General features: G+C 67.3%; 18 protein-coding genes. 8 read left to right on the plus strand and 10 right to left on the minus strand.

Going from position 1 to position 24,390, the window contains the following annotated elements; all coding sequences use genetic code 11:
* The first annotated feature begins 127 nt into the window (after positions 1 to 127).
* Together AC5P53_RS07780 and AC5P53_RS07785 are read left to right on the plus strand one after the other, a co-directional pair.
* Positions 128 to 844, plus strand: a complete 717-nt coding sequence (locus tag AC5P53_RS07780; RefSeq protein ID WP_014646978.1) for a response regulator — start codon at positions 128 to 130, stop codon at positions 842 to 844.
* Entirely contained in the window at positions 844 to 1,920 is a 1,077-nt protein-coding gene (locus AC5P53_RS07785; RefSeq protein WP_014646977.1) for an ATP-binding protein, read from the plus strand. Before AC5P53_RS07780 ends, AC5P53_RS07785 begins: the two co-directional genes overlap by 1 nt.
* Here the strand turns inward: AC5P53_RS07785 and AC5P53_RS07790 are convergent.
* The 3 genes from AC5P53_RS07790 to AC5P53_RS07800 all read right to left on the minus strand — a co-directional run bounded on the left by AC5P53_RS07790 (position 1,898) and on the right by AC5P53_RS07800 (position 5,554).
* Positions 1,898 to 3,793: a DUF7844 domain-containing protein gene (locus AC5P53_RS07790; RefSeq protein WP_495227234.1), complete on the minus strand. Its 1,896-nt coding sequence runs from the start codon at positions 3,791 to 3,793 to the stop codon at positions 1,898 to 1,900. The genes AC5P53_RS07785 and AC5P53_RS07790 overlap by 23 nt on opposite strands.
* Positions 3,794 to 3,803: 10 nt before the next feature.
* Positions 3,804 to 4,103, minus strand: a complete 300-nt coding sequence (locus tag AC5P53_RS07795; RefSeq protein WP_014646975.1) for a DUF2388 domain-containing protein — start codon at positions 4,101 to 4,103, stop codon at positions 3,804 to 3,806.
* Positions 4,104 to 4,165: 62 nt separating this feature from the next.
* Positions 4,166 to 5,554, minus strand: coding sequence for an FAD-binding oxidoreductase (locus tag AC5P53_RS07800; RefSeq protein ID WP_126412054.1), 1,389 nt, complete (start codon positions 5,552 to 5,554; stop codon positions 4,166 to 4,168).
* Between the two features lie 168 nt (positions 5,555 to 5,722).
* On the opposite strand from AC5P53_RS07800, the gene serA reads away from it, so the two are divergent.
* Positions 5,723 to 6,964 (plus strand): phosphoglycerate dehydrogenase, encoded by a 1,242-nt coding sequence (gene serA / locus AC5P53_RS07805; RefSeq protein ID WP_005416356.1) that lies wholly within the window; start codon positions 5,723 to 5,725, stop codon positions 6,962 to 6,964.
* Positions 6,965 to 7,058: 94 nt separating this feature from the next.
* Here the strand turns inward: serA and AC5P53_RS07810 are convergent, their stop codons facing one another.
* A complete protein-coding gene (locus AC5P53_RS07810; protein WP_241886768.1) occupies positions 7,059 to 7,673 on the minus strand; it encodes an NUDIX hydrolase in 615 nt (204 codons plus the stop codon).
* 132 nt (positions 7,674 to 7,805) lie between these two features.
* Here AC5P53_RS07810 and AC5P53_RS07815 point away from each other — a divergent pair, with 132 nt between their 5' ends.
* The 5 genes from AC5P53_RS07815 to mtnC all read left to right on the plus strand — a co-directional run bounded on the left by AC5P53_RS07815 (position 7,806) and on the right by mtnC (position 13,336).
* Positions 7,806 to 9,281, plus strand: coding sequence for an amino acid permease (locus tag AC5P53_RS07815; protein ID WP_014646972.1), 1,476 nt, complete (start codon positions 7,806 to 7,808; stop codon positions 9,279 to 9,281).
* A gap of 81 nt (positions 9,282 to 9,362) precedes the next feature.
* Positions 9,363 to 10,790 (plus strand): amino acid permease, encoded by a 1,428-nt coding sequence (locus tag AC5P53_RS07820; protein ID WP_134808819.1) that lies wholly within the window; start codon positions 9,363 to 9,365, stop codon positions 10,788 to 10,790.
* A 555-nt stretch (positions 10,791 to 11,345) separates the two neighbouring features.
* Positions 11,346 to 11,987, plus strand: coding sequence for a methylthioribulose 1-phosphate dehydratase (locus tag AC5P53_RS07825; protein WP_041863375.1), 642 nt, complete (start codon positions 11,346 to 11,348; stop codon positions 11,985 to 11,987).
* A gap of 92 nt (positions 11,988 to 12,079) precedes the next feature.
* Positions 12,080 to 12,637 (plus strand): 1,2-dihydroxy-3-keto-5-methylthiopentene dioxygenase, encoded by a 558-nt coding sequence (locus AC5P53_RS07830; protein ID WP_005409451.1) that lies wholly within the window; start codon positions 12,080 to 12,082, stop codon positions 12,635 to 12,637.
* 3 nt (positions 12,638 to 12,640) lie between these two features.
* Positions 12,641 to 13,336: an acireductone synthase gene (mtnC, locus tag AC5P53_RS07835; RefSeq protein WP_014646969.1), complete on the plus strand. Its 696-nt coding sequence runs from the start codon at positions 12,641 to 12,643 to the stop codon at positions 13,334 to 13,336.
* Positions 13,337 to 13,422: 86 nt separating this feature from the next.
* Here mtnC and AC5P53_RS07840 read toward each other — a convergent pair whose 3' ends face one another.
* The 6 genes from AC5P53_RS07840 to AC5P53_RS07865 all read right to left on the minus strand — a co-directional run bounded on the left by AC5P53_RS07840 (position 13,423) and on the right by AC5P53_RS07865 (position 23,330).
* Positions 13,423 to 16,041, minus strand: coding sequence for a beta-mannosidase (locus tag AC5P53_RS07840; RefSeq protein ID WP_241886767.1), 2,619 nt, complete (start codon positions 16,039 to 16,041; stop codon positions 13,423 to 13,425).
* Between the two features lie 77 nt (positions 16,042 to 16,118).
* Positions 16,119 to 17,345, minus strand: a complete 1,227-nt coding sequence (locus tag AC5P53_RS07845; RefSeq protein WP_014646967.1) for an AGE family epimerase/isomerase — start codon at positions 17,343 to 17,345, stop codon at positions 16,119 to 16,121.
* Entirely contained in the window at positions 17,342 to 18,337 is a 996-nt protein-coding gene (locus AC5P53_RS07850; protein WP_046430385.1) for a carbohydrate kinase family protein, read from the minus strand. The genes AC5P53_RS07845 and AC5P53_RS07850 overlap by 4 nt, the downstream gene beginning before the upstream one ends.
* A 7-nt stretch (positions 18,338 to 18,344) precedes the next feature.
* Complete coding sequence (gene fucP, locus AC5P53_RS07855) at positions 18,345 to 19,658, minus strand: L-fucose:H+ symporter permease (protein ID WP_134808817.1); 1,314 nt, start codon at positions 19,656 to 19,658, stop codon at positions 18,345 to 18,347.
* Positions 19,659 to 19,718: 60 nt separating this feature from the next.
* Entirely contained in the window at positions 19,719 to 20,768 is a 1,050-nt protein-coding gene (locus AC5P53_RS07860) for a LacI family DNA-binding transcriptional regulator (RefSeq protein WP_014646964.1), read from the minus strand.
* Between the two features lie 96 nt (positions 20,769 to 20,864).
* Positions 20,865 to 23,330, minus strand: coding sequence for a GH92 family glycosyl hydrolase (locus AC5P53_RS07865; RefSeq protein WP_075077211.1), 2,466 nt, complete (start codon positions 23,328 to 23,330; stop codon positions 20,865 to 20,867).
* Between the last annotated feature and the right edge of the window lie 1,060 nt (positions 23,331 to 24,390).

The raw sequence follows: 24,390 nt of genomic DNA on the forward strand, positions 1-24,390 counted from the left end.
CTGTGCACAATGCCGCGCAGGCGGCGGATAGGTTCTGAAGCGCGCAGTCTGCGTGGCGATGATGGGGTTTCGATGGAGGAACTGTGGAGATACGATGGAGGCAAGCACCTTACGGCCCCGCCCCTGCATGCATGCCTCCCCTGCCCTCGCCGCCCTCGTCCTGATCGTCGAGGATGAGGCCGAGATCGCTGACATTCTCTGCGCCTACCTGGAACGCGAAGGACTGCGCACGCTGCGCGCCGCCGATGGCCACAGCGCACTGGACCTGCACCGCAGCGCCCGGCCCGACCTGGTCCTGCTCGATGTGCAGCTGCCGCGCCTGGACGGCTGGAGCGTGCTGACCCAGCTGCGCCAGCGCGGCGAGACGCCGGTGATCATGCTGACCGCACTGGACCAGGACCTGGACAAGCTGACCGCGCTGCGGATGGGCGCTGATGACTACGTGGTCAAGCCCTTCAACCCGGCCGAGGTGGCCGCGCGCGTGCGCGCCGTACTGCGGCGCACGCTGCGCGCCGCGCGCGTGGACGCACCCACCGCGTTGCGCGTCGGCCCGCTGCTGATCGACTCGGCCACCCACGCGGTGCACGTGGAGGGCGAAGGCTACAGCCACGAAGTGCTGCTCACCCTCACCGAGTTCAAGCTGCTGCACTGCATGGCGCTGGCGCCGACGCGCATTTTCAGCCGCAGCGAGCTGATGCACGAATGCCTGCCGGAAAGCGAAGCACTGGAGCGCACCGTCGACAGCCATGTCAGCAAGCTGCGCCGCAAGCTGGATGAAGTGGGCATGGTCAACGTCCCAGCCAGCGTGCGTGGCGTCGGCTACCGGCTGATGGCCGATCGCTGATGCCCTCCCTGCGCCGCTCCGGGCTGAGCCGCCACATCATCGTTTCGATGTCGCTGATGGTGATCGGCGTCATCGTGATGATGATCCTGTCATCGTGGCTGCTGTACGCGGTGCTGGTCGAGTTCTTCCCCGGCAGTGCCGAGGAGCCGGAAAGCTGGCTGCCGACCGGCCCGGAACTGGCATGGATGGTGGGCGTGATCCTGACCGGGCTGGCGCTGGCCATCGCCGCCTCGTTCCGCCTCGCCCACCGCATCCTGTCGCCGCTGAATTCGCTGGTGGACAGCGTGCGTGCGCTCGCGGGCGGCGACCTGGGTGCACGCGCCAGCGTCGAGGAAAATTCGCCGGGCGAAGTGGCGACCCTGGTCGAGGACTTCAATGCGATGGCGCGCCGCCTGCAGCACATGGAGAGCGAGCGCGCGATGTGGCACGCGGCCATCGCCCATGAGCTGCGCACGCCGGTGACGATCCTGCGTGGCCGCCTGCAGGGGCTGGCAGAGGGTGTGTTCCAGCCAGACGAGTCGCAGTTCCGCAGCCTGCTGGCCCAGGTCGAAGGGCTGTCACGGCTGATCGAGGACCTGCGCGTGCTGAGCCTGTCCGACAACGCGCGGCTGGACGTGCGTCGCGCGCGCACCGACGTGGTGGCCGAGGTGCATTCGGTGATGACCCTGGTCGATCCACAGTTCCGCGCCGCCGGCTTCGTGCTGGAGCTGGAAACCAGCCGCGAGGAACACAACGCGCACTGCGACCCGACCCGCCTGCGCCAGGCATTGCTGGCGCTGCTGGAGAACGCGCGGCGCTATGCCAGCCCGGGCAAGGTGCGGATTGCAGTGCATGACACGCCCGGCCACGTGCAGGTGGCGATCGAAGACGAGGGCCCGGGCATCGACCCGGAACTGCACGCGGATATCTTCACCCCGTTCATGCGTGGCGACGGTTCGCGCTCGCGCCAGGGCGGCGGCAGCGGGCTCGGCCTGGCGGTGGTCAAGGCCATCGCCGACGCGCACGGTGGCCGCGTCTACTGCATCCCGGGCAGCGCCGGCGGCAGCCGCTTCGTCATCGAACTGCCGCGCCAGTAGCCGGGCGGGCTGCCTGCGTACGCAGGTGTGCACCGAGTGCGGCCAGATTGGCGTCGATCGCATCCATTTCCTCGCGTTGGCGGATCGGCAGCTGCTGGCGCAGCTGGACGCGCAATGCCTGCCACGCCGGGACCGCCTGCGCACTGGCAGTGGCCACGGCCGCGGACAGCAGCGCCTGCTCGTCGCCCAGCGGCAATCCATAGCCGTCATCCTGCAGCAGCGTCCCCGGGCGCAGCCACTGCCCGCTCTGCTCCAGCAACCCGCGCAGGCTGCGCGTTTCAGCGCCGTCCGGTGCGGCCAGCAGCTGCCGCTTGAGCACATCGCGTGCGCGCAGCTCGGCGCGCCGCTGCGCGGCCTGTTCCAGCAGCAACAGGCCGGCGCTGGCACGCAGGTCACCCTGCAGCAGCCACGGTGCGCGTTGCTGTGCAGGCAGCTTCAACCAGCCGCGCACATCACGAGCGGGCAAGGCCAGCTGGGCCGCGGCCACTGCGAACAACTGCTGGTAATGGTCGCGCGCCGAGGCGAAGTAGTAGCCCTGCGCCTGCGCTGCAGTGCGGTCCGCCAGTACCCTCTCGTCGAGCACGTCCAGCCGCACCAGTCGCCGCTTCAGGCCGCGCGGGCTCAGTTGGGCCAGGCCCGCCTCGCCAAGGCGCGGCACCCCGGCCTGCAGCAGCTTGGCGGTTTCCACCGCGCAGTTGTTGCTGACGAAGTAATAGCGCCCGTCATAGCTCCAGTGCACCTGCGCGGTGCGCTCGAGCAGGCTGGCGATTTCGCTGCGGCCCAGCTGCAGCGGCAGCGACTGCAGCCCGCGCAGCTCGACCTTGGTGTACTCGTCCACCACCTGCTGCAGGGGCAGCACGAACAGCCGCGACGGATAGCCGCCGGTCAGGCCACGCCAGTTGGATATCTGCACGTCGCCCACGAACGCGCGGAACGACAGCACGCGGTGGTACTCCAGGTCCAGGCGGCAGTCCGGCCCAGGTACGCGGCCCGGCTTGCAGACCACCAGCCGCAGCATGCTGTGGCCCCAGCGACTCATCGGCTGCGCACTGCCTTCGGCGAACAGGTAGTCCACCGCGTAGACGCGCGCCGGGTCGAGCTGCAGCAGCGATGCAGCGCCCTCCTCCGATTCGGCCTGCAGCAGGGGCAGCGTCGTGGCGCACCGCGGCCGTGGCAGCGACGGTGGTGTTCCGAAATGCGCCTGGTACCATTGCGCCAACGCGGGCCGCCGGCAGGCGAACTCGCCGTCGAGCACGAAATGCTCGGCATTCACGGCCAGGTACTCGGCCGGGTTCGCCAGTTCATAGACATCCGGGCTGCGATCACGGAAATCGTTGTCGCCCCGGCCGAGGTGCCAGGGCCTGCGCTGCCAGCCCGCAAGGTCACGCCATCGCACGCTCTGCGACCAGTTCGCACCGCCACGGTCGGCGACGTGGGTCAGTTCATGCACCAGCGCACTGCGGCGCGCACGGCGGTTGCCGGGCATGCCGTCATCCAGCAGGGTGCGGCGCAACGTAATGCGGCCGGCGAAAGCGCGCCCGTGCACCTCGGCGGGAAGGTCATCACTCCAGCGCACCTGCACCTGAGCCGGCAAAGCGCGCAGCAGGCCTTCCGGCAGCAGGGACTGCACGTCGGCCAGGGTCTGGCTGGCGAGCTGCTGCTGCGTCGGATCGAGACCGGAGGGATCGAGCTGCAGCCGATCAGCCGCGTGGACGGAAGGGATGAGCAGCCATGCCAATGCGGCGATCCACCCGCACCGCCCGCTGTGCTTCCGTAGAGCCGAGCCATGCTCGGCTGCTGTTGCGATCCGGGTGCGCCGGGCATCCAGCCGGGCATGGCTCGGCTCTGCAGAAAGCGATGACGCCGAGGTCATGCAGCCCGCATCAACGCGCCAGCAGCGCGCGGGCCAGTTCCAGGTCGCTCTGTTGCTGTGCGGCAGCGCTCTGCTCACGCAGGTGGACCAGCGCGGCCTGCAGGCGGGCGCCACGGATCTGGCCGTCGCTGGCGACGAACGCAGCGGCATCGTCGCGCGCGGCTCGCACCACCTTGTCGTCGCCCGAGCTGCTGCCCGAGGAACCGGAGGAGGCACCGGTCGCCGAACCGGCCGAGGTGCCAGCGAAGCTGGAAGCGAAGCCGGCCAGCGGCAGGGACAGCAGGGCGAGCAGCAGAAGCGGACGGGTCATCGGTTCGAAGCCGGTTGTGAAGGTGCGTGGAGCGTAACGGGTACGTGAAGGATTTGCCCGGCTCAGGCGTCGAACAGCTTGCCGGGATTCAGCCGCGCTTGGGGATCGAACGCGCGTTTGACCGCCTTCATGAGCGCGATCTCGGCGGGGGCGCGGGTGCTGTCCAGGTAGCCCTTCTTGACCAGTCCGATGCCGTGCTCGGCGGAGATGCTGCCATCGAAGCGGGCCAGCACCTGCGCCAGCAGCTTGGTCACGTGCTCGCACTGCGCCACGAAGTCGGCGTCGCTGGTGTCGTCCGGCTTGAGCACGTTGATGTGCAGGTTGCCATCGCCGATATGGCCGAACCAGACCACGTCGAAGTGCGGGTAGGCCTGCCCGATCAGTGCCTGAGTCTCGGCCAGGAACGCCGGCATCGCCGAGATCCGCACCGAGACGTCATTCTTGTAGGGCTTGTAGCGCGCCAGCGACTCGGTGATGCCTTCGCGCAGGCGCCACAGCTGGGCGGCCTGGGCATCGCTGGCACTGATCACACCGTCGCTGACCCAGCCGTTGCCCATGCAGTCCTCGAAGGCCGCCATCGCCGCGGCTTCCTGTGCCTCGTCGTTGGCCGCGAACTCGGTGACGACGTAGTACGGATGCACCTCGTCGAACGGTGCCTGCGCGCCATGCGCCAGCACGTGCTCCAGCGCCCGGTCGGTGAAGAATTCGAAGGCCTGCAGCTGCAGGCGCGCGCGGAACGCGGCGAACACCTGCATCAGCACCTCGAAGCTGGGTACTGCCAGCAGCATCACGTTGCTGGCCGGCGGCGGATCGGTGAGTTTCACTGTCGCCTCGACGATCACGCCCAACGTGCCTTCCGAACCGATCAGCAGCTGGCGGAAGTCATAGCCGCTGGAGTTCTTGATCAGGCCCTTGTTGAGTTCCAGCAGCTCGCCGCTGGCGGTAACCACCTTCAGCCCGGCGATCCACTCGCGGGTATTGCCATAGCGGATCACGCGGATGCCGCCGGCATTGGTGGCGATGTTGCCGCCGATCGTGCACGACCCGCGCGCAGCGAAGTCCACCGGGTAGATCAGGCCGTGGTCCAGCGCGGCGTTGTGCACGGCCTCCAGCGGCATGCCGGCCTGCACCACCAGGGTGCGATCGACCGCGTCGTAGGCCAGTGCCTTGTTCATCCGTTCCAGGCTGAGCACCAGCTCGCCGTTGGCGGCCACCGCGCCACCGGAAAGGCCGGTACGTCCGCCGGACGGCACCACGGCCACGCCCTCGCCCGCACTCCAGCGCATCACCGCCTGCACTTCCTCGACCGTGGCCGGCAGTGCGATCGCCAGCGGCGCTGGCGTCCAGCGCCGGGTCCAGTCGCGCCCGTAATGCTCCAGGTCGGCCGGGTCGGTCTTCAGCTTCAGGCCGGGACAGGCCTGCTGCAGCGAGGCAATGCGGGAATCGGTCATGACGGTCCAACGCGGTGCGTGAAGACGGGCAAGCGTGCCAGCGGTACGCGCCAGCGTCCAGCCCCGCAGCGATACAGATAGCTACGGATGCAACCAATTGCGCACTGCACCATGGGCGCTTCGATCTGGCATAGTGGTCAGCCCCTGTCCCACTGGCCGTGTTGCCCCATGTCGCCGAAGAAGACCTCGTTCCCGAAGCAGGATATCCGCGTACTGTTGCTGGAGGGGGTCAGCCAGACCGCCGTGGAGGTGTTCAGCGCCGCCGGCTACAGCCAGATCGAGGCGCACACCAAGGCACTGCCCGAGGACGAACTGAAGGCGCGCATCGCCGAGGCGCACATCGTCGGCATCCGTTCGCGCACCCAGCTCAGCGCCGAGGTGCTGGCCGAGGCCAAGCGCCTGATCGCGGTGGGCTGCTTCTGCATCGGCACCAACCAGGTCGACCTGGACGCGGCCGAGCTGGCCGGCATCCCGGTGTTCAATGCGCCCTACTCCAACACCCGCAGCGTGGCCGAGCTGGTGATCGCCGAGGCGATCATGCTGACCCGTGGCATTCCGCAGAAGAACGCCGAGTGCCATCGCGGCGGCTGGTCGAAGTCGGCCAGCGGCAGCCATGAAGTACGCGGCAAGACGCTGGGCATCATCGGTTACGGCCACATCGGCACCCAGGTCGGCGTGCTGGCCGAATCGCTGGGCATGCAGGTGATCTTCCACGACGTGGAAACCAAGCTGGCGCTGGGCAATGCCCGTGCCGCGGCGAGCCTGGACGATCTGCTGGCCCGCGCCGACATCGTCACCCTGCACGTGCCGGAGACCCCGGCCACGCAGTGGATGATCGGCAGCACCGAGCTGGCGAAGATGCGCAAGGGCGCGCACCTGATCAACGCCGCGCGCGGCACCGTGGTCGACATCGACGCGCTGGACGCAGCGCTAGCCAGCGGCCACGTCGGCGGTGCCGCGCTGGACGTGTTCCCGGTCGAACCGAAGGGCAACGGCGATATCTTCGAGTCGCCGCTGACCCGCCACGACAACGTGATCCTGACCCCGCACGTGGGCGGCAGCACGCTGGAAGCGCAGGACAACATCGGCGTGGAAGTGGCGGCCAAGCTGGTGCGCTACAGCGACAACGGCAGCACGCTGTCGGCGGTCAACTTCCCGGAAGTGACCCTGCCCGAACACGAGGACAGCCTGCGCCTGCTGCATATCCACCAGAACGTGCCGGGCGTGCTGTCCAGGGTCAACGAGATCTTCTCGCGCCACAACGTCAACATCGACGGCCAGTTCCTGCGCACCGACCCGAAGGTGGGCTACGTGGTGATCGACATCACCGCCAGCGAGGCGCAGGCCGCCGCCGTCCGCGACGAGCTGGCCGCGATTCCGGGCACGCTGCGGACGCGCATCCTGTACTGACGCGCGTTCCGCCTTGCACTTGTAGAGCCGAGCCCATGCTCGGCTGCACTTCTGGCCGACATTGAGCCGAGCATTGGCTCGGCTCTACATATGGCTAGCGCGCCAGCCAGCGGTGTGCCATGCGCTGCATGGATTCATCCGATTCCGGATCGGACGCGACCTCGGTCACCGGCCGCCAGGCCAGGTCGAGCGATTCCTCGCTGAGCACGAATGCCTCGCCACCGAGCGCCCGGATCACGAAACGCACGTCGTAGTGCCAGTGTCCCGGCACGTCCTTGCGCTCCGGAATCCAGTGCTTGTCCAGATCGAAGATGGCGGGGTCTTCCAGTACCAGGCCGCTCAGGCCCGACTCCTCCTCGGCTTCCTTCAGCGCCACCCGGGCCAGGTCACGGTCGCCGTCGGCGTGGCCGCCCAGCTGCAGCCAGCGCTGCAGCTTGCGGTGGTGGGTGAGCAGCAGGCGCTGGCCATCGGCGCTGACCAGCCAGCAACTGGCGGTGAAGTGGCCGGCCAGTCGCTCGCGGCGGAACGGATCTTCCGGATCATCCAGCAATGTGCCGAATTCGGCAGCCAGGGCGTCGTGGGCGGGTTCGCGGCGCGCGTAGTCCCGGAGCAGGCCGCGCAGGCGATCGTCAAGCGCGGCAAGGGTTTCGGCGGTCTGGCTCATGAATGGGGACGGTTCGGAAAAATACTGCTCATTATCGCCGTTCATTGTTGCGATTGCGCTTGTGCGTTGGCTTCAGCTTTGGCTAAGGTACAGCGGGCCGTTCGCACGGCCTTCACCATTCAAGGCAGCCGGCAACGTATCGGCCGCCCACCCCATCCGATCACTAGGAAGTACTGCATGCTGAAAGCTCTGTTGAGGGTCAAGCCGGTCGAGCCGGCCGGGCACGTCGATGCCGGCGAACCCATCGAAGGCAGCCTGGACGGCGAAGCCACGTTGAAACGGACCCTCACGGCTAAACACCTCATCCTGCTGGGCGTGGGTGCGGTGATCGGCGCAGGCATCTTCGTGCTGACCGGCCAGGCCGCAGCCAACCACGCGGGCCCGGCGGTGATGCTGTCGTTCGTGCTGGCCGGTTTCGCCTGTGCGCTGGCAGGCCTGTGCTATGCCGAGTTCGCGGCGATGATGCCGGTCTCCGGCAGTGCCTACTCCTATTCCTACGCCACCCTCGGCGAAGGCATGGCCTGGTTCATCGGCTGGTGCCTGGTGCTGGAGTACCTGTTCGCCTCGGCCTCGGTCGCGGTGGGCTGGTCGGCCTACCTGATCAGCTTCATCACCACCACGCTGCACATGCCCTTCCCGGACATGCTCAGCGCCGCGCCCATCGCCTGGACCGGCAGCGAGTTCGTCTCCTCCGGCAAGCTGTTCAACCTGCCGGCGGTGCTGATCGTGGCGGCGGTATCCGGCCTGCTGTACGTGGGCGTGACCCAGTCGGCGTTCGTCAACGCGATCATCGTGGCGATCAAGGTCACCGTCATCTGCCTGTTCATCGGCATCGGCGCGGCCCACATCGACCCGGCCAACTGGCACCCGTTCATTCCGGAAAACACCGGCGTGCCGGGTGAGTTCGGCTGGAGCGGTATCTTCCGCGCCGCCACCATCGTGTTCTTCGCGTACATCGGCTTCGATGCGGTCTCCACCGCTGCCGGTGAGACCAAGGACCCGCAACGCAACATGCCGATCGGCCTGCTCGGCTCGCTGGCCGTGTGCACGATCGTCTACATCATCGTCTGTGCGGTGCTGACCGGCATGATGCCGTACCACCTGCTGGGCACCGACAAGCCGGTGGCGACCGCGCTGGAGCCCTACCCGACCCTGTCCTGGCTGAAGACGTTCGTGGAAGTCGGCGCCATCGCCGGCCTGTCCTCGGTGGTGCTGGTGATGATGATGGGCCAGACCCGCATCGCCTATACCATCTCCCGCGACGGCCTGCTGCCGAAGTTCTTCGGCAAGGTCCATGCCCGTTTCCGCACCCCGTACGTCGCCACCATCGTGGTCGGCGTGATCGCCGCCGCGCTGGCCGGCCTGGTGCCGCTGAACGTGCTGGGCGAGCTGGTCTCGATGGGCACCCTGCTGGCCTTCGCCACGGTCTGCATCGGCGTGCTGGTGCTGCGCTATTCCAAGCCGGACCTGCACCGCCCGTTCCGCGTGCCGATGGTTTGGATCATCTGCCCGCTCGGCGCGGCCACCTGCCTGTTCCTGTTCTGGCAGGCGTTCGTGGTGCATTGGCACCTGTTCGTTGGCTGGACGCTGCTCGGCCTGCTGATTTACCTGGGCTACGGCATCCGCAACAGCAAGCTCGCCAAGTCGCCCTGATCCGCCTTCGGGCCGGCCTCGCGCCGGCCCCTCCGTTTTCCCGCGCGCCGCCCATGGCGCGCTTCGACAAGACCACCACACATGTTCAAGCAACTGTGGGCCACCAAGCATCCGCATGCCGCCCATGAAGACGCCAACGGCCTGAGCCTGCGTCGCCACCTTGGCCCCTGGGGGCTGACCGCCCTGGGCATCGGCGCGGTGATCGGCGGCGGCATCTTCGTCATCACCGGCCAGGCCGCCGCCAACCACGCCGGCCCAGCGATCATGCTGTCCTTCGTGCTGGCCGCCATCTGCTGCGCCTTCTGCGCGCTGGCCTATGCCGAATTCGCCTCGATGGTGCCGGTCTCCGGCAGCGCCTACACCTACACCTACGCCACCTTCGGCGAGCTCTCGGCCTGGTTCATCGGCTGGATGCTGGTGCTCGAGTACGGCGTCTCCGCCTCGGCGGTGGCGGTCAGCTGGACCGGTTATTTCCTCAGCCTGCTCAGCCAGTTCGACATCCATCTACCGGCGGCACTGGTCAGCGCGCCACTGGACGCGGAGCTGCGCCCCACCGGCGCGATCGCCAACCTGCCCGCCGCCGCACTGGTGCTGCTGCTGACCTGGCTGTGCTACGTCGGCATCAGCAAGTCCTCGGCGATGAACATGGCGATGGTCGTGCTCAAGACCGGCCTGATCGTGCTGGTCATCGTGGTCGGCTGGAAATACGTGGACACCAGCAACTGGACCCCGTTCATTCCGGCCAATGAAGGCCCGGGCAAGTACGGCATGGAAGGCGTGCTGCGTGGCGCGGCGATGGTGTTCTTCGCCTACATCGGTTTCGAGGCGGTATCGGTGGCGGCGCAGGAATCGAAGAACCCGCAGCGTGACATGCCGATCGGCATGATGCTGTCGCTGGTGATCTGCACCGTGTTGTATATCGCAATGGCCGCAGTGATGACTGGCCTGGTGCCGTTCCAGCTGCTGGGCACCGACGAGCCGGTGGTGACTGCCGTGGCCGCGCACCCACAGCTGGGCTGGCTGCGCTGGGTGGTCGAGGTCGGTGCGCTGGTCGGCCTGTCTTCGGTGGTGCTGGTGATGATCATCGGCCAGCCGCGCATCTTCATGATCATGGGCCGCGACGGCCTGCTGCCACCGGTGTTCACCAGGATCCACCCGAAGTACCGCACCCCGCACATCAACACCGTGATCACCGGCATCGGCATCGCGCTGCTGGCGGCGCTGTTCCCGCTGGACATCCTCGGCGAGCTGACCTCGATGGGCACGCTGATCGCGTTCGCCGCAGTCTGTGCCGGCGTGCTGATCCTGCGCCGCACCCAGCCGGACCTGCCGCGCCCGTTCCGCATGCCGATGGCGTGGCTGATCTGCGGCCTGGGCGTGCTGAGCTGCCTGGCGCTGCTGTCGGCGATGACGATGCACAACTGGATGCTGATGGGGGTGTGGACGGTCGTCGGTTTCGTGATCTATTTCTGCTACGGGTTCCGGCACAGCCGCCTGCGGGGCCAGTAAGGGGTTTTTGTATTGCAGGGCCTGCGGCCCTGCACCCGCCTTTGAAGCCGGAGCGACGGCAAGAGCTGGGCTGAGGGTTTGGCGGGAAGGGGGGAGATTGCGGGGGACGCTGCAAGTACATCCCTGTAAGCTCGGTCGCCGCATCCATGCGGCTCACGCCCCCGCAACCTCCCCCCTCCCCGCCTCCGACAGTCTCCTGGCACGTCCGGTAGATCCACGCCATGCGTGGATGAATTGCGTCTGAGAGATGAATTCTCTCCGGTCGATGAATCCCCTGTAGAGCCGAGCCATGCTCGGCTCCGAGCAAGCCCAGCGCCGCGACCCGCTTTTCGCTTTTCCTTCTTCACTCCGTGGCTGGCCGCACGCCGGAACCTGTCCGAGGCGGGTGGGTGGGCCGTGCAGGGGCGTTGGCGCCATGTATGGCGCCATCGAGCTTACAGTGACGTACTTGCAGCGTCCCCTGCACGGCCCACCCGCCCCGCCCGCCCATGAACCGCTCTACACGACCCGCCACGAGGGGCTCAGCCGTTGGCCGAATCCAGTAAAATCGCCGGCATGAACGCCCCCACCTTCCCGTACGACACCGCGCGCCTGAGCGAACTGGCCCAGCTGCTGATCGACAACGTCCGCGAACTGGCGCACGCCGGCTGGACCCCGGCCACCAGCAGCAATTTCTCCCACCGCCTGGATGACCGCCACGCCGCGATCACCGTGTCCGGCAAGGACAAGGGCCGGCTGATCGAGGACGACATCATGGTGGTGGACTTCGACGGCCTGGCCGTCGGTCGCCCGCTGCGCCCGTCCGCCGAGACCCTGCTGCACACCCAGCTGTACCGCCGCTTCCCGGAAATCGGCTGTGTGCTGCATACGCATTCGCCGGTGCAGACCATCGCTTCGCGCCTGTACGCGCCGCAGGGTCATATCCGCCTGGAAGGCTACGAGCTGCTGAAGGCCTTCGCCGGCAACAGCACCCATGAAATGGCCATCGACGTACCGGTGTTCGCCAACACCCAGGACATGAACGTGCTCTCGGCGCAGGTCGACGACCTGCTCGACCGGCAGAACCTGTGGGGTTACCTGATCGACGGCCACGGCCTGTATGCCTGGGGCCGTGACATGGCCGAGGCGCGCCGGCACCTGGAAGCCTTCGAATTCCTGTTCCACTGCGAGCTCGAGCTGCGCAAGCTGCGCGGCTGAGCCCGCGCGCAGGTGCAGATGCCGATCCGGAATCTGCGCCTCGCCCCCACCCTGCTACCCTGTCTTCCCCCCGAGACGTTCAAGCTGCCGCCATGAGCCGACTGCGCATCTACGACGACACCCGCCCCGAATCGCCGCTGCTGGACACCCAGGACGGCGCGGTCATCGCTGCCGAGCTGCAGAAGATAGGCGTCACCTTCGAGCGCTGGCAGGCCACCGCGCCAGTCGCGCCGGGCGCCAGCCAGGAGGAAGTGTTCGCCGCCTACCGTGCGGACATCGACCGCCTGGTCGCCGAGCGCGGCTTCAAGAGCGTGGACGTGGCCTCGATCGCCCCGGACAACCCGAACCGCGCCGAGCTGCGCAAGAAGTTCCTCGACGAGCACTTCCACAAGGAAGACGAGGTGCGCTTCTTCGTCGCAGGCTCGGGCCTGTTCACCCTGCACGTGGGTGACAAGGTCTATGAGATCGAGTGCGTGAAGGACGACCTGATCGCCGTGCCCGATGGCACCACCCACTGGTTCGACATGGGCGATGAACCGAGCTTCGTGGCGATCCGCTTCTTCACCGAACCGGACGGCTGGGTGGGTCATTTCACCGGCACCGACATCGCGCAGAAGTTCCCCCGTTACGTACCTACCCAGGCGTCCTGATCCATGCAGCCCCGCGTCATCCTGACCGACATCGAAGGCACCACCAGCAGCATCTCGTTCGTCAAGAACGTGCTGTTCCCCTATGCCCGCAAGGCCTTGCCCGCGTTCGTCGCCGAACATGGCCAGCAGCCGGAGGTCCGCCGCTGGCTGGACGCGGTGGCTACCGAGATCGGCGGCGCCTGCCAGGACAGCCTGGTGGCCGAGACGCTGCAGGGCTGGATTGACCAGGACCGCAAGCACACCGCACTGAAGGCGCTGCAGGGCCTGATCTGGGATGAGGGCTACCGTCGCGGCGACTACACCGCGCACTTCTACCCGGAAGTGGCACCGGTGCTGAAGGGCTGGCATGCCTCCGGCCTGCCGCTGTACGTGTACTCCTCCGGCTCGGTGCCGGCACAGAAGCTGTTCTTCGGCTTCAGCGATGCCGGTGACCTCAGCCCGCTGGTGTCGGGCTGGTTCGATACCGAGATGGGTGGCAAGCGTGAGGCCGACAGCTACCGCCGCATCGTGCAGGCCATTGGCGTGCCGGCCGGCGAGATCCTGTTCCTGTCCGATGTGGTCGAAGAACTGGATGCTGCCCGCGAAGCCGGCCTGCAGACCCGGCTGATCGACCGCCTGGATGACTACCCGATGCCGCGTACCGGCCAGTCCGCCAACGGCCACGAGCGGGTCGAGAACTTCCAGCAGATCCAGCTGTAAGCAGGAAAAAGGGGACGGAGGGGATTAAGTCGTTTGTGGCCCATGTGTGCCACAAACGACTTAATCCCCTCCGTCCCCTTTTTTGCTCAACGGTCGTTGAGGGTCTTCACCCTCAGCGCCTCGCGCAGGGTAACCAGATCCGCCGGGCCGCGCACCGCGATATCGCGGGTTTCGCCCGGCAGCAGATCCAGCAGGTTTTCTTCGACCTGCACGTCCAGCGCGCCGAAGTCGATCCACGCCGCGCGCACGTACGCCGCGCTTTCCAGCCGCAGTCGATAGTGGTCGCCTTCGATGGACAAGGTGGCCTTGAGCTTCTGCCGCGGCAATACCTGGTCCTTGGCTTCGACGAATCCGACCACCTGCCGTGCGCTCACCGCCCCGTTCTGCAGCAGCTCAAACACCGCCACCGTGCGCTTCGGATCGGCACCGGCCAGCAACTCGGCATCGCGAAAATCACCGATCGAGGTGACGCCCGACGCCGCCAGCGTCACCGCATCCTCGCGACGGCGCAGCACCTTCCCTTCCACGTCCATCACCCGCAGCCGCCAACGTGCATCCAGCGCCACACCGTCATTGATCAGGCGTACCCGCGTGCTGCCCTCATCGCGCAGCGCGGCTACCGTGACCGGCGCGAAGAAGCGCCGCGCGGCGAAGTGCAGCGCCTTCCAGCGGCCGAAATAATCCACGCTGGACCACGAGGCGCCCGGCCAGACATCGTTGAGCTGCCAGTACAGCGAACCCATCGTGTATGGCCGGGAGGCGCGATGATGCAGCGCCGCCAGTGCGATGCCATCGGCCTGCATGACCTGGCTGAGGTAGACGAAGTCCTCGAAGTCCTTCGGCGTGCCATAGCCCTGTTCGATGTAGTGCAACAGGCGGCTGTTGCCCTCGCCGGCCATGAACTTCTGGTGTGCACGGATCACCGGGCTGTCGATGCGCTGCTCGGCGCGGGTGGCGATCTGGTCCACCGTCGCCACCGACGGCCACGCCTGCAGCCCGTACTCGGACATGAAGCGCGGCGTCTCACGCAGGTAGGCCTGCACCGGCAGCGCCGGATTGCCCCAGACCTGCCAGTAGTGCTTGTCGCCGCGGGTGGAATCGTTGGCCTTCTCGTCCAGATCGTTGCTGGGCGAACTGGACCAGTACGGTACGCCCAGTCCTTCCTCGCCCACCACCTGGCGCAGGTCGTTGCCAAACAGGTCGACATAGCCCTGCCAGACCTTCGCCGCAAATGCCGGGTCGGCCGCCTTCAGGTCGCGGCCGTGACCCCAGTCCTTCCAGGCGGTTTCTTCCTCGTTGTTGCCACACCACAGCACGATGCTGGGGTGATGGCGCAGCCGGCGCACGTTGTCGCGCGCCTCGGCCACCACGCTGGCACGGAAGGCCGGATCGTAGCCCGGCTGCATGCCGCCGCCGAACATGAAGTCCTGCCAGACCAGCAGGCCCAGCTCATCGGCGATGTCGAAGAACGCGTCGTCCTCGTAGTAGCCACCGCCCCAGTTGCGCAGCATGTTCATGTTGGCGTCGCGCGCGGCGGTCAGCACCTGGCGCAGGCGTGCTGCGTCGACGCGGGCAGGGAAGGCATCGAACGGAATGACGTTGGCGCCCTTGGCGAAGATCGGCACGCCGTTGATGACGAAGGCGAAGCCCTGCCCGCCCTTGCCGTCCTCTTCGCGGCGCAGTTCGACCGTGCGCAGGCCGATGCGCTGCTCGCGCACCAGCGTTGCGTCGGCACCGCCATCCAGGCGCGCCTGCACGGTATAGCGATCCTGCGCACCATGGCCGACCGGCCACCACCGCTTCGGTTCCGCCAGTTCAATCGGTAGTTCAACACTGTTCTGCCCGGGCTTCAGCAGTACGGTGCGCTGCTGCTGGGCCACGCTGCGACCCTGCGGATCGAGGACTTCCACATTGACGACCGCAGAACCGGTGGCGCTGCCCTGCTCCACCTGCAGCAGCACCGCCAGCTTCGCCTGCTCCGCGCTCAATGCATCGGTGCGCACGGCAATACTGGTCAGGCGGTGCGTATCCCAGGCCTGCAGGTCGACCCCGCGCCAGACCCCGGCGGTGACATAACGCGGGCCCCAGTCCCAACCGAAGTGGTAGGCCGGCTTGCGCGCGAAGTTGCCGACCATCGCGTCCTTCGGCTCATCGCCATACGGCGACGGGTAGTTGCCAGCGATCCTGTGTGGCATCGCCTGTACGCCCGGAAGCAGCGTGCGGATCGGTGAGCGGAACACGATCTGCAGTTCATTGCCCCTGGCGCGCAGATGCCCTTCCACGCGCGCGCGCCAGGTCCGGTGCGCGTTGTCCGCGCGCAGCAGCGGCTTGCCGTTGAGGCTTACTTCGGCATAAGTGTCCAGCCCGTCGAAGCGCAGTTCGGCATGGGGCTTGGCCAGCATCGCCGCGTCCACGTCGAAGCGCGCGCGGTACTCCCAGGCCGCCAGGCCGATCCATTGCAGCTCCGCTTCGGGCGCACCCACGTACGGGTCGCGGATCAGCGCATGCGCCAGCAGGTCGGTGTGCACGCTGCCCGGCACCGTTGCCGCACGCCATTGCTGCAGGCCTGGGTGGGCGGCGCCCTGCGCGTCGCCGGGCAGCATGCGGAACTCCCACTGTGCCTGCAGAGGCGCTGCAATTGCCGGGAAGGCCGACGTTGCGACCAGCAGCAGGAGCAGACGGACAACGAGGGAAAGACGATGCACGCGGAGCTCCTGTTTTTCCGCCGGGCGTGGCCCGGCGCTACTGATTCCGATTCATCATGCGTATGGCGACACGCGCCTCAACGCACCACGTTCAACACTTCGTAGCACGCGCCCATGGTGTGGTAATCCACCTTGCCGGCCGGGCTCTTCTCGTCGCTGTACTTGCGGTTGTCGGCATCGAGGATGCGGAACCAGGCGCCGAACTGATGGTCGACGAAGTGTTCCCACGAATACGCCCAGATGCGTTCGTACCACTGCCAGTAGCGGTCATCGCCGGTGCGCTTGGCCATCAGTGCGGCGGTCGCCAGCGTTTCGGCCTGCACCCAGAAGTACTTGTCGTCGTCGCAGACGAAGCTGTCGCCACCGATCGGCGCGCCATCCATGCCCGGCTGCCGGCGCGATTCCGGTGCGAAGCCGTAGTACAGGCCACCTCGCGCTTCGTCCCAGCTGCGCGCCACGGCCACGTCGAACAGGTGCTGCGCGGTCGGCACCAGCCAGTCGGCCTGCACGTGGCGATCGAGGATCAGCAGCAGCTTGGCCCACTCGGTCTGGTGCCCCGGTTGGAAGCCCCACGGGCGGAACAGGTGCTTGGGGTCGTCCAGGTTGTAGTCCCAGTCGATCTCCCAGTTCTCATCGTAGTGTTCCCAGACCAGCCCGCCGGCCTTGGCCGCCTGGCGGCGGGTCATGTTGTCGGCCAGCTGCAGCGCGCGCTCCACATAGCGCTGCTCGCCACTGGCCTCGAACGCGGCCAGCATCGCCTCGCACATGTGCATGTTGGCGTTCTGTCCACGGTAGCCGGTGAAGTTCCACTGGCCGTCCGCTTCATCCTTGTAGAGCCCGTGCTGCGGCTCCCAGAAGCGCGCTTCCAGCAGCTGCCAGGTCTCGTCCATCCACGCGCGCGCCTGCTCGATACCTGCCTTCAGCGCGCAGCTGTAGGCCAGCAGCACGAAGGCCACGCCGTAGCAGTGGTTCATGTCGTCCTCGACCTTGCCATCACGCAGGGTCCAGGCGTAGCCGCCGGTGGCGGGGTTGCGGTGCACCTCGCGCAGGTAGCGCACGCCGTGCTCGACCGCGTCGCGGTACTCGGCATTGCCGAACTCGCGGTAGGCCATCGCGTAGTTGAAGACGAAACGGGTGCTGCTCACCAGGTGGCGATGGCTGGCATCGTAGATGCTGCCGTCATCACGGAAGTAGTGGAAAAAGCCACCATTGGGATCGATGCAGCGCGGGTGGTAGAACGCCATGGTGTCGGCGATGTGCGCGCGCAGGAACGCGGGCGAACGGAAATCGGGCGAGGTGCTCATGCGGTAATGTCCTGTGCCTGCAGCAGCTGCTGCACTTCATCGAGCGAGGGCATCGCGGCGAACGCGCCCTTGCGGGTAACAGCCAGCGCGCCGACCGCAGCGCCGAAGCGCAGCGTGGCGGTGATCGCCTCGGGGTCCTGGCAGAAGGCGGTAAAACCGGCACCGGCCCCGCCGCGCTCCAGCAGGCCGACCAGCACGCCGCCGACGAAGGCATCACCGGCCGCCGTGGTGTCGACCGTGGCCACGCGGAAGCTGGTGACCGTGCCGTGGTTGTCGCGGGTGTACCAGTGCAGCGTGGCTGCACCATCGGTGACGATCACCCAGCGCGCCCGCGCGGCCAGCAGGCGCCGCAGCACCGCCGCCTCGCCATCGGCGCCCAGCGGCGCGGCCAGGTAGTCCAGCTCCTCGCGCGACAGCTTGACCAGGTCGGCGCGTTCCAGCGCCTGCCACAGGCGCGGCGCCGGGTCCTCGTTCGCCGGCCACAGGGCAGGACGCAGGTTGAGGTCTAGGCTGACCACCGCACCAGCAGCGCGGGCACGGTCCATGCCGGCGAAGGTCGCCTCGGCGATGGCCGGCTCGGTCAGGCTGTTGGAACAGACGTGGAAGCATTGCGCGCTGTCGAGGCACGCCGCCTGGAAGTCGCTGTCACGGAACAGCAGGTCAGCCGCCGGCGGGCGGTAGAAACTGAAACTGCGCTCGCCATTGGCATCCAGGGCCACGAAGGCCAGTGCCGTCTTGGCCGCGTCGGTACGCACGATGTAGTCGGTACCCACGCCATGCTCGACCAGGCTGTCGGCCAGGAAGTCACCGAACATGTCGCGGCCGAGCATGCCGACGAACTGGGTCTTCGCACCCAGCCGCGCAGCCGCCACCGCGACGTTGGCCGGCGCCCCACCCGCGTACTGCAGGAACGCACGCGGGGTATCGGCCGAGGCCGGCGGCTGTGCTAGTAGATCGATCAAAATTTCGCCGAAGCAAACGATGGCACCCATTCCGGACTCAGCCTCCCTGCGTTGCGGAGGCCGGCGTACGCGCGCCGACCAGTCCGTAGAAAATGATGTAGCCGTAGCACAGCAGCGGCAGGATGAAGCTGGCCTGCACACCGATGTGGTCGGCCAGCACGCCCTGCAGGTACGGCACCACGGCACCGCCGACGATGGCCATGATCAGCAGGCTGGACCCCTTGTTGGTCAGCGGGCCGAGGCGCTCGATGCTCAGCGCGAAGATGGTCGGGAACATGATCGAGTTGAACAGGCCGATGGCCACCACCGAGTACAGCGCGACGTTGCCGGAGCTCAGCATGGTGGTGACCAGCAGCGCCACGTTGATCAGCGCGAAGATCGCCAGCAGACGGCTGGGCGAGAAGCGCGCCAGCAGCGCCGAACCGGCGAAGCGGCCGATCATCGCCATCGTCCAGTAGGCAGACACGTAATGCGTGGCCTGCTGCTCGCTGAAGCCACCGATGTTCGGCATCGACAGGTAGTTGACCAGGAAGCTGCCAATCGACACTTCGGCGCCGACGTAGAAGAAGATGCCCAGCACGCCCAGCAGCAGGTGGCGCTTGCGCAGCGCATCCAGGTAGCTGTGGTGGTGGCCCTGGTCGGCCTGCTCGGTGGCGTCGCTCAGCGCCGGAAGGCGGAACAGGAATACGAACAGCGCCAGCAGCACCAGCGCCACCGCCAGGCCCACGTACGGACCCTGCACAGCCTGCGCCTCGGCGGCACGGTAGGCCAGCTGCTCGGCGGCCGGCAGCGCCGCGATGTCGTCAGCGCTCTTGACCGTGTTGGACAGGATCAGCATGCCGCCGAAGATCGGGGCGATGGCCGTGCCCAGCGAGTTCAGCGCCTGCGCCAGGGTCAGGCGGCTGGAGCTGGTCTGCTCCGGGCCCAGCAGCGCGACATAGGGGTTGGCGGCCACCTGCAGCACGGTAATGCCGGTGGCCAGCACGAACAGTGCGCCGAGGAAGGCGCCATAGACGCGCAGTTCGGCCGCCGGCCAGAAGCCCAGCGCGCCGATGCCGGCGATCACCAGGCCGGCGACGATGCCTTTCTTGTAGCCCAGCGCCGCCACCAACCGCCCCGCCGGCAACGACATCAGGAAATAGGTGCCGAAGAAGGTGAACTGCACCAGCATCGCCTTGGCGTAGTTCAGTTCGAACACCGCCTTCAGGTGCGGGATCAGGATGTCATTGAGGCAGGTCAGGAAGCCCCACATGAAGAAGATCGTGGTGACGACAGCCAACGCCTTGCCGTTGGTGACGGCGGGTGCGTTGCCCGAGGAACCCGATGGACGGGGCGTTGCGGAAATCGGCATGCGGTACGCGCCTCGATGCGCGGAAGGTCGTTGTTGCGTGGAAGGGGTGTATGAAAGGAATCAGTTCGGTCGCGCAGCACTGCTTTCGCGGATGCGCAGCTGCACCGGCGCGACCGTGCGCCGTGGCGGCGCATCCGGTTCGTCCAGCCGTTGCAGCAGCAGCGCGGCCGCTTGCCGGCCACGCTCGCGCGGGTCGGCAGTGAGCGTGGTCAACGGTGGCACCGCCACCGCAGCCTCGGAAATGTCATCGAAACCAGTAACGGCAAAGTCGCCACCGGGACGGATGCCACGCGAGTTCAAGCCCAGCATCAGGCCCAGCGCGACGGTGTCGTTGTAGCAGACCGCCGCACTCGGACGATGGCCATCGGCAAACAGTTCATCGGTGCGCGCTGCTGCTTCCAGGCGGTTCGGCGCCGACTCGATCATCCAACCCGGCGGCAGCGACAGCCCGGCCTCGGCCAGCGCCTGCTGGAAACCGGCGCGGCGCTGGTGGCAGGAACTGGATGCGGCGTGGCCGCCGAAGAAGGCGATCTGGCGATGGCCGCGCTCGATCAGGTGGCGCGTGGCCAGATAGGCGCCGTGCTGGTTGTCCAGGGTCAGGAAGTCCCAGTCAGCCCCGGCCAGTTCGCGGTTGAACAGCAGCACGTTGGCATTGGCGCCCAGCGCCTGCCGCAACTGCGCGGTGTCGCTGCCCTCGGCAGGCGACAGGATCAGGCCGGCCGGGGTGTGCTCCATCAGCGTGGACAGCACGGCCTGCTGGCGCTCTGGCGATTCCCCGGTGCTGCCCAGCAACGTCACGTAACCGCGCCCGCCCAGCGCCTCGTCCACGCCTGACGCGAATTCGGCGAAGAACGGGTTGGACAGGTCGTTGATCACCAGCGCGATGCTCGACGAGGTGCGCCGGCGCAGGTTGGCCGCCGCGCGGTTGTAGACATAGCGCTGGCGGCGCAGCTCGGCCTCGACCTTGGCGCGGGTATCGACATTGACCAGCGGGCTGCCGCGCAGCACCAGCGACACGGTTGCCCGTGACACGCCGATCGCACGCGCGATGTCGGTCACCGTCACCGCCTTGCCGGCGCGCTTGCTGGGACTGCTGCCGTTGTCGTTCATCGTCTTCCCGGACTCCGCTGGAAGCTCAAGCCTAATGGATCAGGGCCGTGTCGTGCCGTGCCGTTCGCTGGGTCACCGCGAACGGCACAGTCCGGCTCAGCGCAGCTGGCTGCCCGGTGCCGCGCACCAGGATACCGGCAGATCCTTCACCGCCGTGCCCCAGCCCTGCTCCGGCACCTTCGCATCCAGCGCAAAGCGCACGCGCGGGCCCTGCTGCAGGCGGTTCCAGTCCAGCCACACCGGTGCATGCGCCTGGCCATCGACCTGCACGCCCTGCACATACTGCAGGCGGCGGCCATCGGCGCCCGGCGCGTCGATGCGCAGGGTGCGGCCATTGCCCATGTCCACTTCCACCTTGCTGAAGCGCGGGGTGTGCAGCAGGAACTGGCCGCTGCCCGGCACCGCCGGGTACACGCCGATGGCACTGAACAGGTACCAGGCCGACATCGTGCCGAGGTCATCGTTGCCGGTCACACCGTTGGGGGCATTGGTGAACAGCTGCTGCGCCGCACGCACCACGGCCGCGGTCTTCCACGGCTGGCCGATCAGCGTGTACAGCCACGGCGAGTGCAGGTCCGGCTCGTTGTTCGGGTTGTAGCGGAACTGGTTGTAGTAGCTGTACGGCCCGACCACCCACGCCTTGCGGGCGGCATTGAGCGGGTCGGCCTGCAGCGCGTCCATCGCGAAGAACGCATCGAGGCGGCGGCCCGCCTGCTCGCGGCCGTCCATCGCTTCGACCAGGCCCGGCACGTCCTGCTGCGCCAGCCACTGGTACTGCCACGCCGTGCCCTCGTGGAAACCGTGGTGCGAACGCGGGCTGTAATGGCCGTCGGACGGGGTGTACCACTGGCCGTCCTCGGTACGCGGGCGCGGGAACCCGGTGAAGCCGGTCTCGGCGTCGCGCACCTGCGGGTCCCACACCTTGCGCCAGTTGCGGCCGCGCTCGCGCAGCGTCGCCGCATCCTGGGCATGGCCCAGGCCGTCGGCCATCTGCGAGAGCGCGCAGTCGGCCAGCGCGTACTCCAGCGTGGCCGAACCACCGTGGTGCGGATCGACGTCCATGCCCTTGGACGGGAACGCGCGGTCATAGGCCACGTAGCCCTTGTCCAGGTAGGTCGGGTTGCCGGAGCGGCCGGCCATGCGCGAGTTCAGCGGCGGCGTGCCGAAGGCATTGCGGCGCAGCGCATCCCACGCCTGCGATTCACGGCCCTTGAGTGCACCGAACCGCCACAGGTCGACCATGAACGGGGTGACCGGATCGCCGGTCATGATGTTGGTTTCGAAGTTGGCATAGCCCCAGCGCGGCAGCCAACCGCCCTGCTCATCGATCGCCAGCAGGGTGCGGCCGATGTCGCGCGCCACGTCCGGGCGGGTCAGTGCCAGCCACTGGTTCTGCGCGCGGTAGGTATCCCACAGCGAGAAGTACTCGTAATAGGTCCAGCCTTCGGCACGGTGGATGCCATCGTCATAGCCGCGGTAGCGGCCATCGGCATCGTTGCCGGTCATCGGCTGCAGCAGCGCGTGGTAGACCGCGCTGTAGAACACGGTGCGGTCATCGGCGGTGCCGCCCTGCACGCGTACACGGCCAAGCTGCTCACGCCAGGCCTGCTGCGACAGCGCGCGCATGCGGTCGAAACCGAGCAGCGACCCACCCTGCATGCCCTCGGCACGCAGGTTGGTGCGCGCGCCTTCGGCATCCACGTGCGAGATCGCGCTGACCGCCGTCACCGACTGGCCCTTGGCCAGGTCGAAGCTGAGCCAGGCACCGTTCGGCTTCTGCTCGCCTTCCATGCTGTGGCGCGCGCCCGGCAGGCCGCCGCCCTCACCCCAGGTGCCATGCGCCTTGAACGGACGGTCGAACTCGATGCGGAACCAGGTGGTGTACTGATGGCCGCCGCAGAAACTCTTGGTGACCAGCTTGCCCTCGACCACGCGGTCGCCGACCACATCGACCACGCTGCCGATCACCGAATGGCGCTCGTTGGCCTGGCCGACATTGACCAGCACGTGGCCATCGCCACTGCGCTGGCTGAAGGTGTAGCGCTCGGCCGCAGCACGGGTACGCGCGGTCGCCTCGGCATCGATGCCGCCGTAGCTGGTCAGCCGCACCTTGTAGTAGCCGGCCTGGCCGACCTCGCCATCGTGGGTGTAGGACGCGGCGTAGGCCTTGTGGTCGAACTGCCTGGCGTTGCCGGTATCGAAATCGCCGCCCGGACCGATCGAGCCCGTGACCGGCAGCACCGACACCTGGCCGCCCTGTTCCCAGCAGCCGGCACCGGAGATGAAGGAGTGGCCGAAGCCACGGATCTTCTCGTCGTCATAGCGCCAACCCGAATAGTGGCTGCCGATCGGGCTGACCTGGATCAGGCCGAACGGTGCCGACGCACCCGGGAACGTGTTGCCGTCGTCCTTGCTGCCGATGAAGGTGTTGACCTCGCGCTCCAGCGCTGCCGGCGCGGCCTGCAGCAGCATCGGCGCCGCCGACAGCGCAAGCAGGCAGGCCAGGCGCGCCAGCGGGCGCGAGGATGATGGGACGGCGGGAGCGGACGGCACTGGACGCATGTCGGGTTCCTGTAGTCGATGACGCAGAGACAGACGGCCCGGGCCTTCCGGCACCGTTCCGCTGAGCTCTGCCTGGACCGGCAGAAGGCTCCCCCTGGAATGACGCCCGACCCACGTGACCGTGGATTTAGATCGATTCAAGTAGAGCATGCAGGTTCAGCCGAATGCATTCTGCGGCGCAGCATGAGGGGGTATTCGGCAGGGCTGCGCCCTGCACCCGCGGTAGTGCCGGCCGCTGGCCGGCAACCTCAGAAGCAACAGCCGAAGCAACAGCAAAAGCCGGCGATCCGTGGAATGGCGGGGTGGGTCCGGTTGCGAGGGACGCCGTAAACCCATCCCTGGGGGCTTGGCCGCGGCATCCATGCCGCGGACACCCCCGCAACCGGACCCACCCCGCCTTCGACAGATTTCCGCGAACTGTGGATGGATCCACGCCATGCGTGGATGAATCTCTGTCAGATATCGAAATCAATCCGGGGTCAGATCCGTTTTCCAACGGGAAACGGATCTGACCCCATGACCCCATGTCGCTCCAGGATCAATCCAACCGTCACCGGGAAACTGTCAAAGGTGGGGCGGTGTGGGCTGGCAGGACCGTTGGCGCCATGGATGGCGCCATCGAGCCCCCATGGAAGGGTTTACGGCGTGTCCTGCCAGTCCACACCGCACCGCCAAACCCAGACAACCCAGAGCCGCTTTGGCTTTGGCTCTTGCCGGCCAGCGGCCGGCACTACCCGCAGGTGCAGGGCGCAGCCCTGCCGCCCCCTTCCCTGCGCACGAAAACGATTTCACTGATTTCAGCAAACCGTCATCCCTACGCCACGCCAGTACCATATTGCGGAGCAGCATGCGCCCAAGGGCGACCCATGCTAAAAATCGCCCGCCCATCGCTTAGATCGATCCAAGACGACGCTGCGATGGCCGGGAGTTGGGGGAGCAGCAACAGGACGTACACCAGGCCACGCGTGCGGTGCTACTGCCACTGCATGGCGACAGCGACAAATTCACTTCAAATTAGATCGATTCAAGTTGTCCGTGCCACGTCACCGGATCAATCCAG

It is taken from the genome of Stenotrophomonas sp. YJH_SMC_82 (assembly GCF_059368875.1).

What these genes read in the sequence shown, in the direction of transcription:
- AC5P53_RS07780 (WP_014646978.1), top strand. Translation starts at nt 128, where the DNA reads ATGCATGCCTCCCCTGCCCTCGCCGCCCTCGTCCTGATCGTCGAGGAT.
- AC5P53_RS07785 (WP_014646977.1), top strand. Translation starts at nt 844, where the DNA reads ATGCCCTCCCTGCGCCGCTCCGGGCTGAGCCGCCACATCATCGTTTCG.
- AC5P53_RS07790 (WP_495227234.1), bottom strand. Translation starts at nt 3,793, where the DNA reads ATGACCTCGGCGTCATCGCTTTCTGCAGAGCCGAGCCATGCCCGGCTG.
- AC5P53_RS07795 (WP_014646975.1), bottom strand. Translation starts at nt 4,103, where the DNA reads ATGACCCGTCCGCTTCTGCTGCTCGCCCTGCTGTCCCTGCCGCTGGCC.
- AC5P53_RS07800 (WP_126412054.1), bottom strand. Translation starts at nt 5,554, where the DNA reads ATGACCGATTCCCGCATTGCCTCGCTGCAGCAGGCCTGTCCCGGCCTG.
- serA (WP_005416356.1), top strand. Translation starts at nt 5,723, where the DNA reads ATGTCGCCGAAGAAGACCTCGTTCCCGAAGCAGGATATCCGCGTACTG.
- AC5P53_RS07810 (WP_241886768.1), bottom strand. Translation starts at nt 7,673, where the DNA reads ATGAACGGCGATAATGAGCAGTATTTTTCCGAACCGTCCCCATTCATG.
- AC5P53_RS07815 (WP_014646972.1), top strand. Translation starts at nt 7,806, where the DNA reads ATGCTGAAAGCTCTGTTGAGGGTCAAGCCGGTCGAGCCGGCCGGGCAC.
- AC5P53_RS07820 (WP_134808819.1), top strand. Translation starts at nt 9,363, where the DNA reads ATGTTCAAGCAACTGTGGGCCACCAAGCATCCGCATGCCGCCCATGAA.
- AC5P53_RS07825 (WP_041863375.1), top strand. Translation starts at nt 11,346, where the DNA reads ATGAACGCCCCCACCTTCCCGTACGACACCGCGCGCCTGAGCGAACTG.
- AC5P53_RS07830 (WP_005409451.1), top strand. Translation starts at nt 12,080, where the DNA reads ATGAGCCGACTGCGCATCTACGACGACACCCGCCCCGAATCGCCGCTG.
- mtnC (WP_014646969.1), top strand. Translation starts at nt 12,641, where the DNA reads ATGCAGCCCCGCGTCATCCTGACCGACATCGAAGGCACCACCAGCAGC.
- AC5P53_RS07845 (WP_014646967.1), bottom strand. Translation starts at nt 17,345, where the DNA reads ATGAGCACCTCGCCCGATTTCCGTTCGCCCGCGTTCCTGCGCGCGCAC.
- AC5P53_RS07850 (WP_046430385.1), bottom strand. Translation starts at nt 18,337, where the DNA reads ATGGGTGCCATCGTTTGCTTCGGCGAAATTTTGATCGATCTACTAGCA.
- fucP (WP_134808817.1), bottom strand. Translation starts at nt 19,658, where the DNA reads ATGCCGATTTCCGCAACGCCCCGTCCATCGGGTTCCTCGGGCAACGCA.
- AC5P53_RS07860 (WP_014646964.1), bottom strand. Translation starts at nt 20,768, where the DNA reads ATGAACGACAACGGCAGCAGTCCCAGCAAGCGCGCCGGCAAGGCGGTG.
- AC5P53_RS07865 (WP_075077211.1), bottom strand. Translation starts at nt 23,330, where the DNA reads ATGCGTCCAGTGCCGTCCGCTCCCGCCGTCCCATCATCCTCGCGCCCG.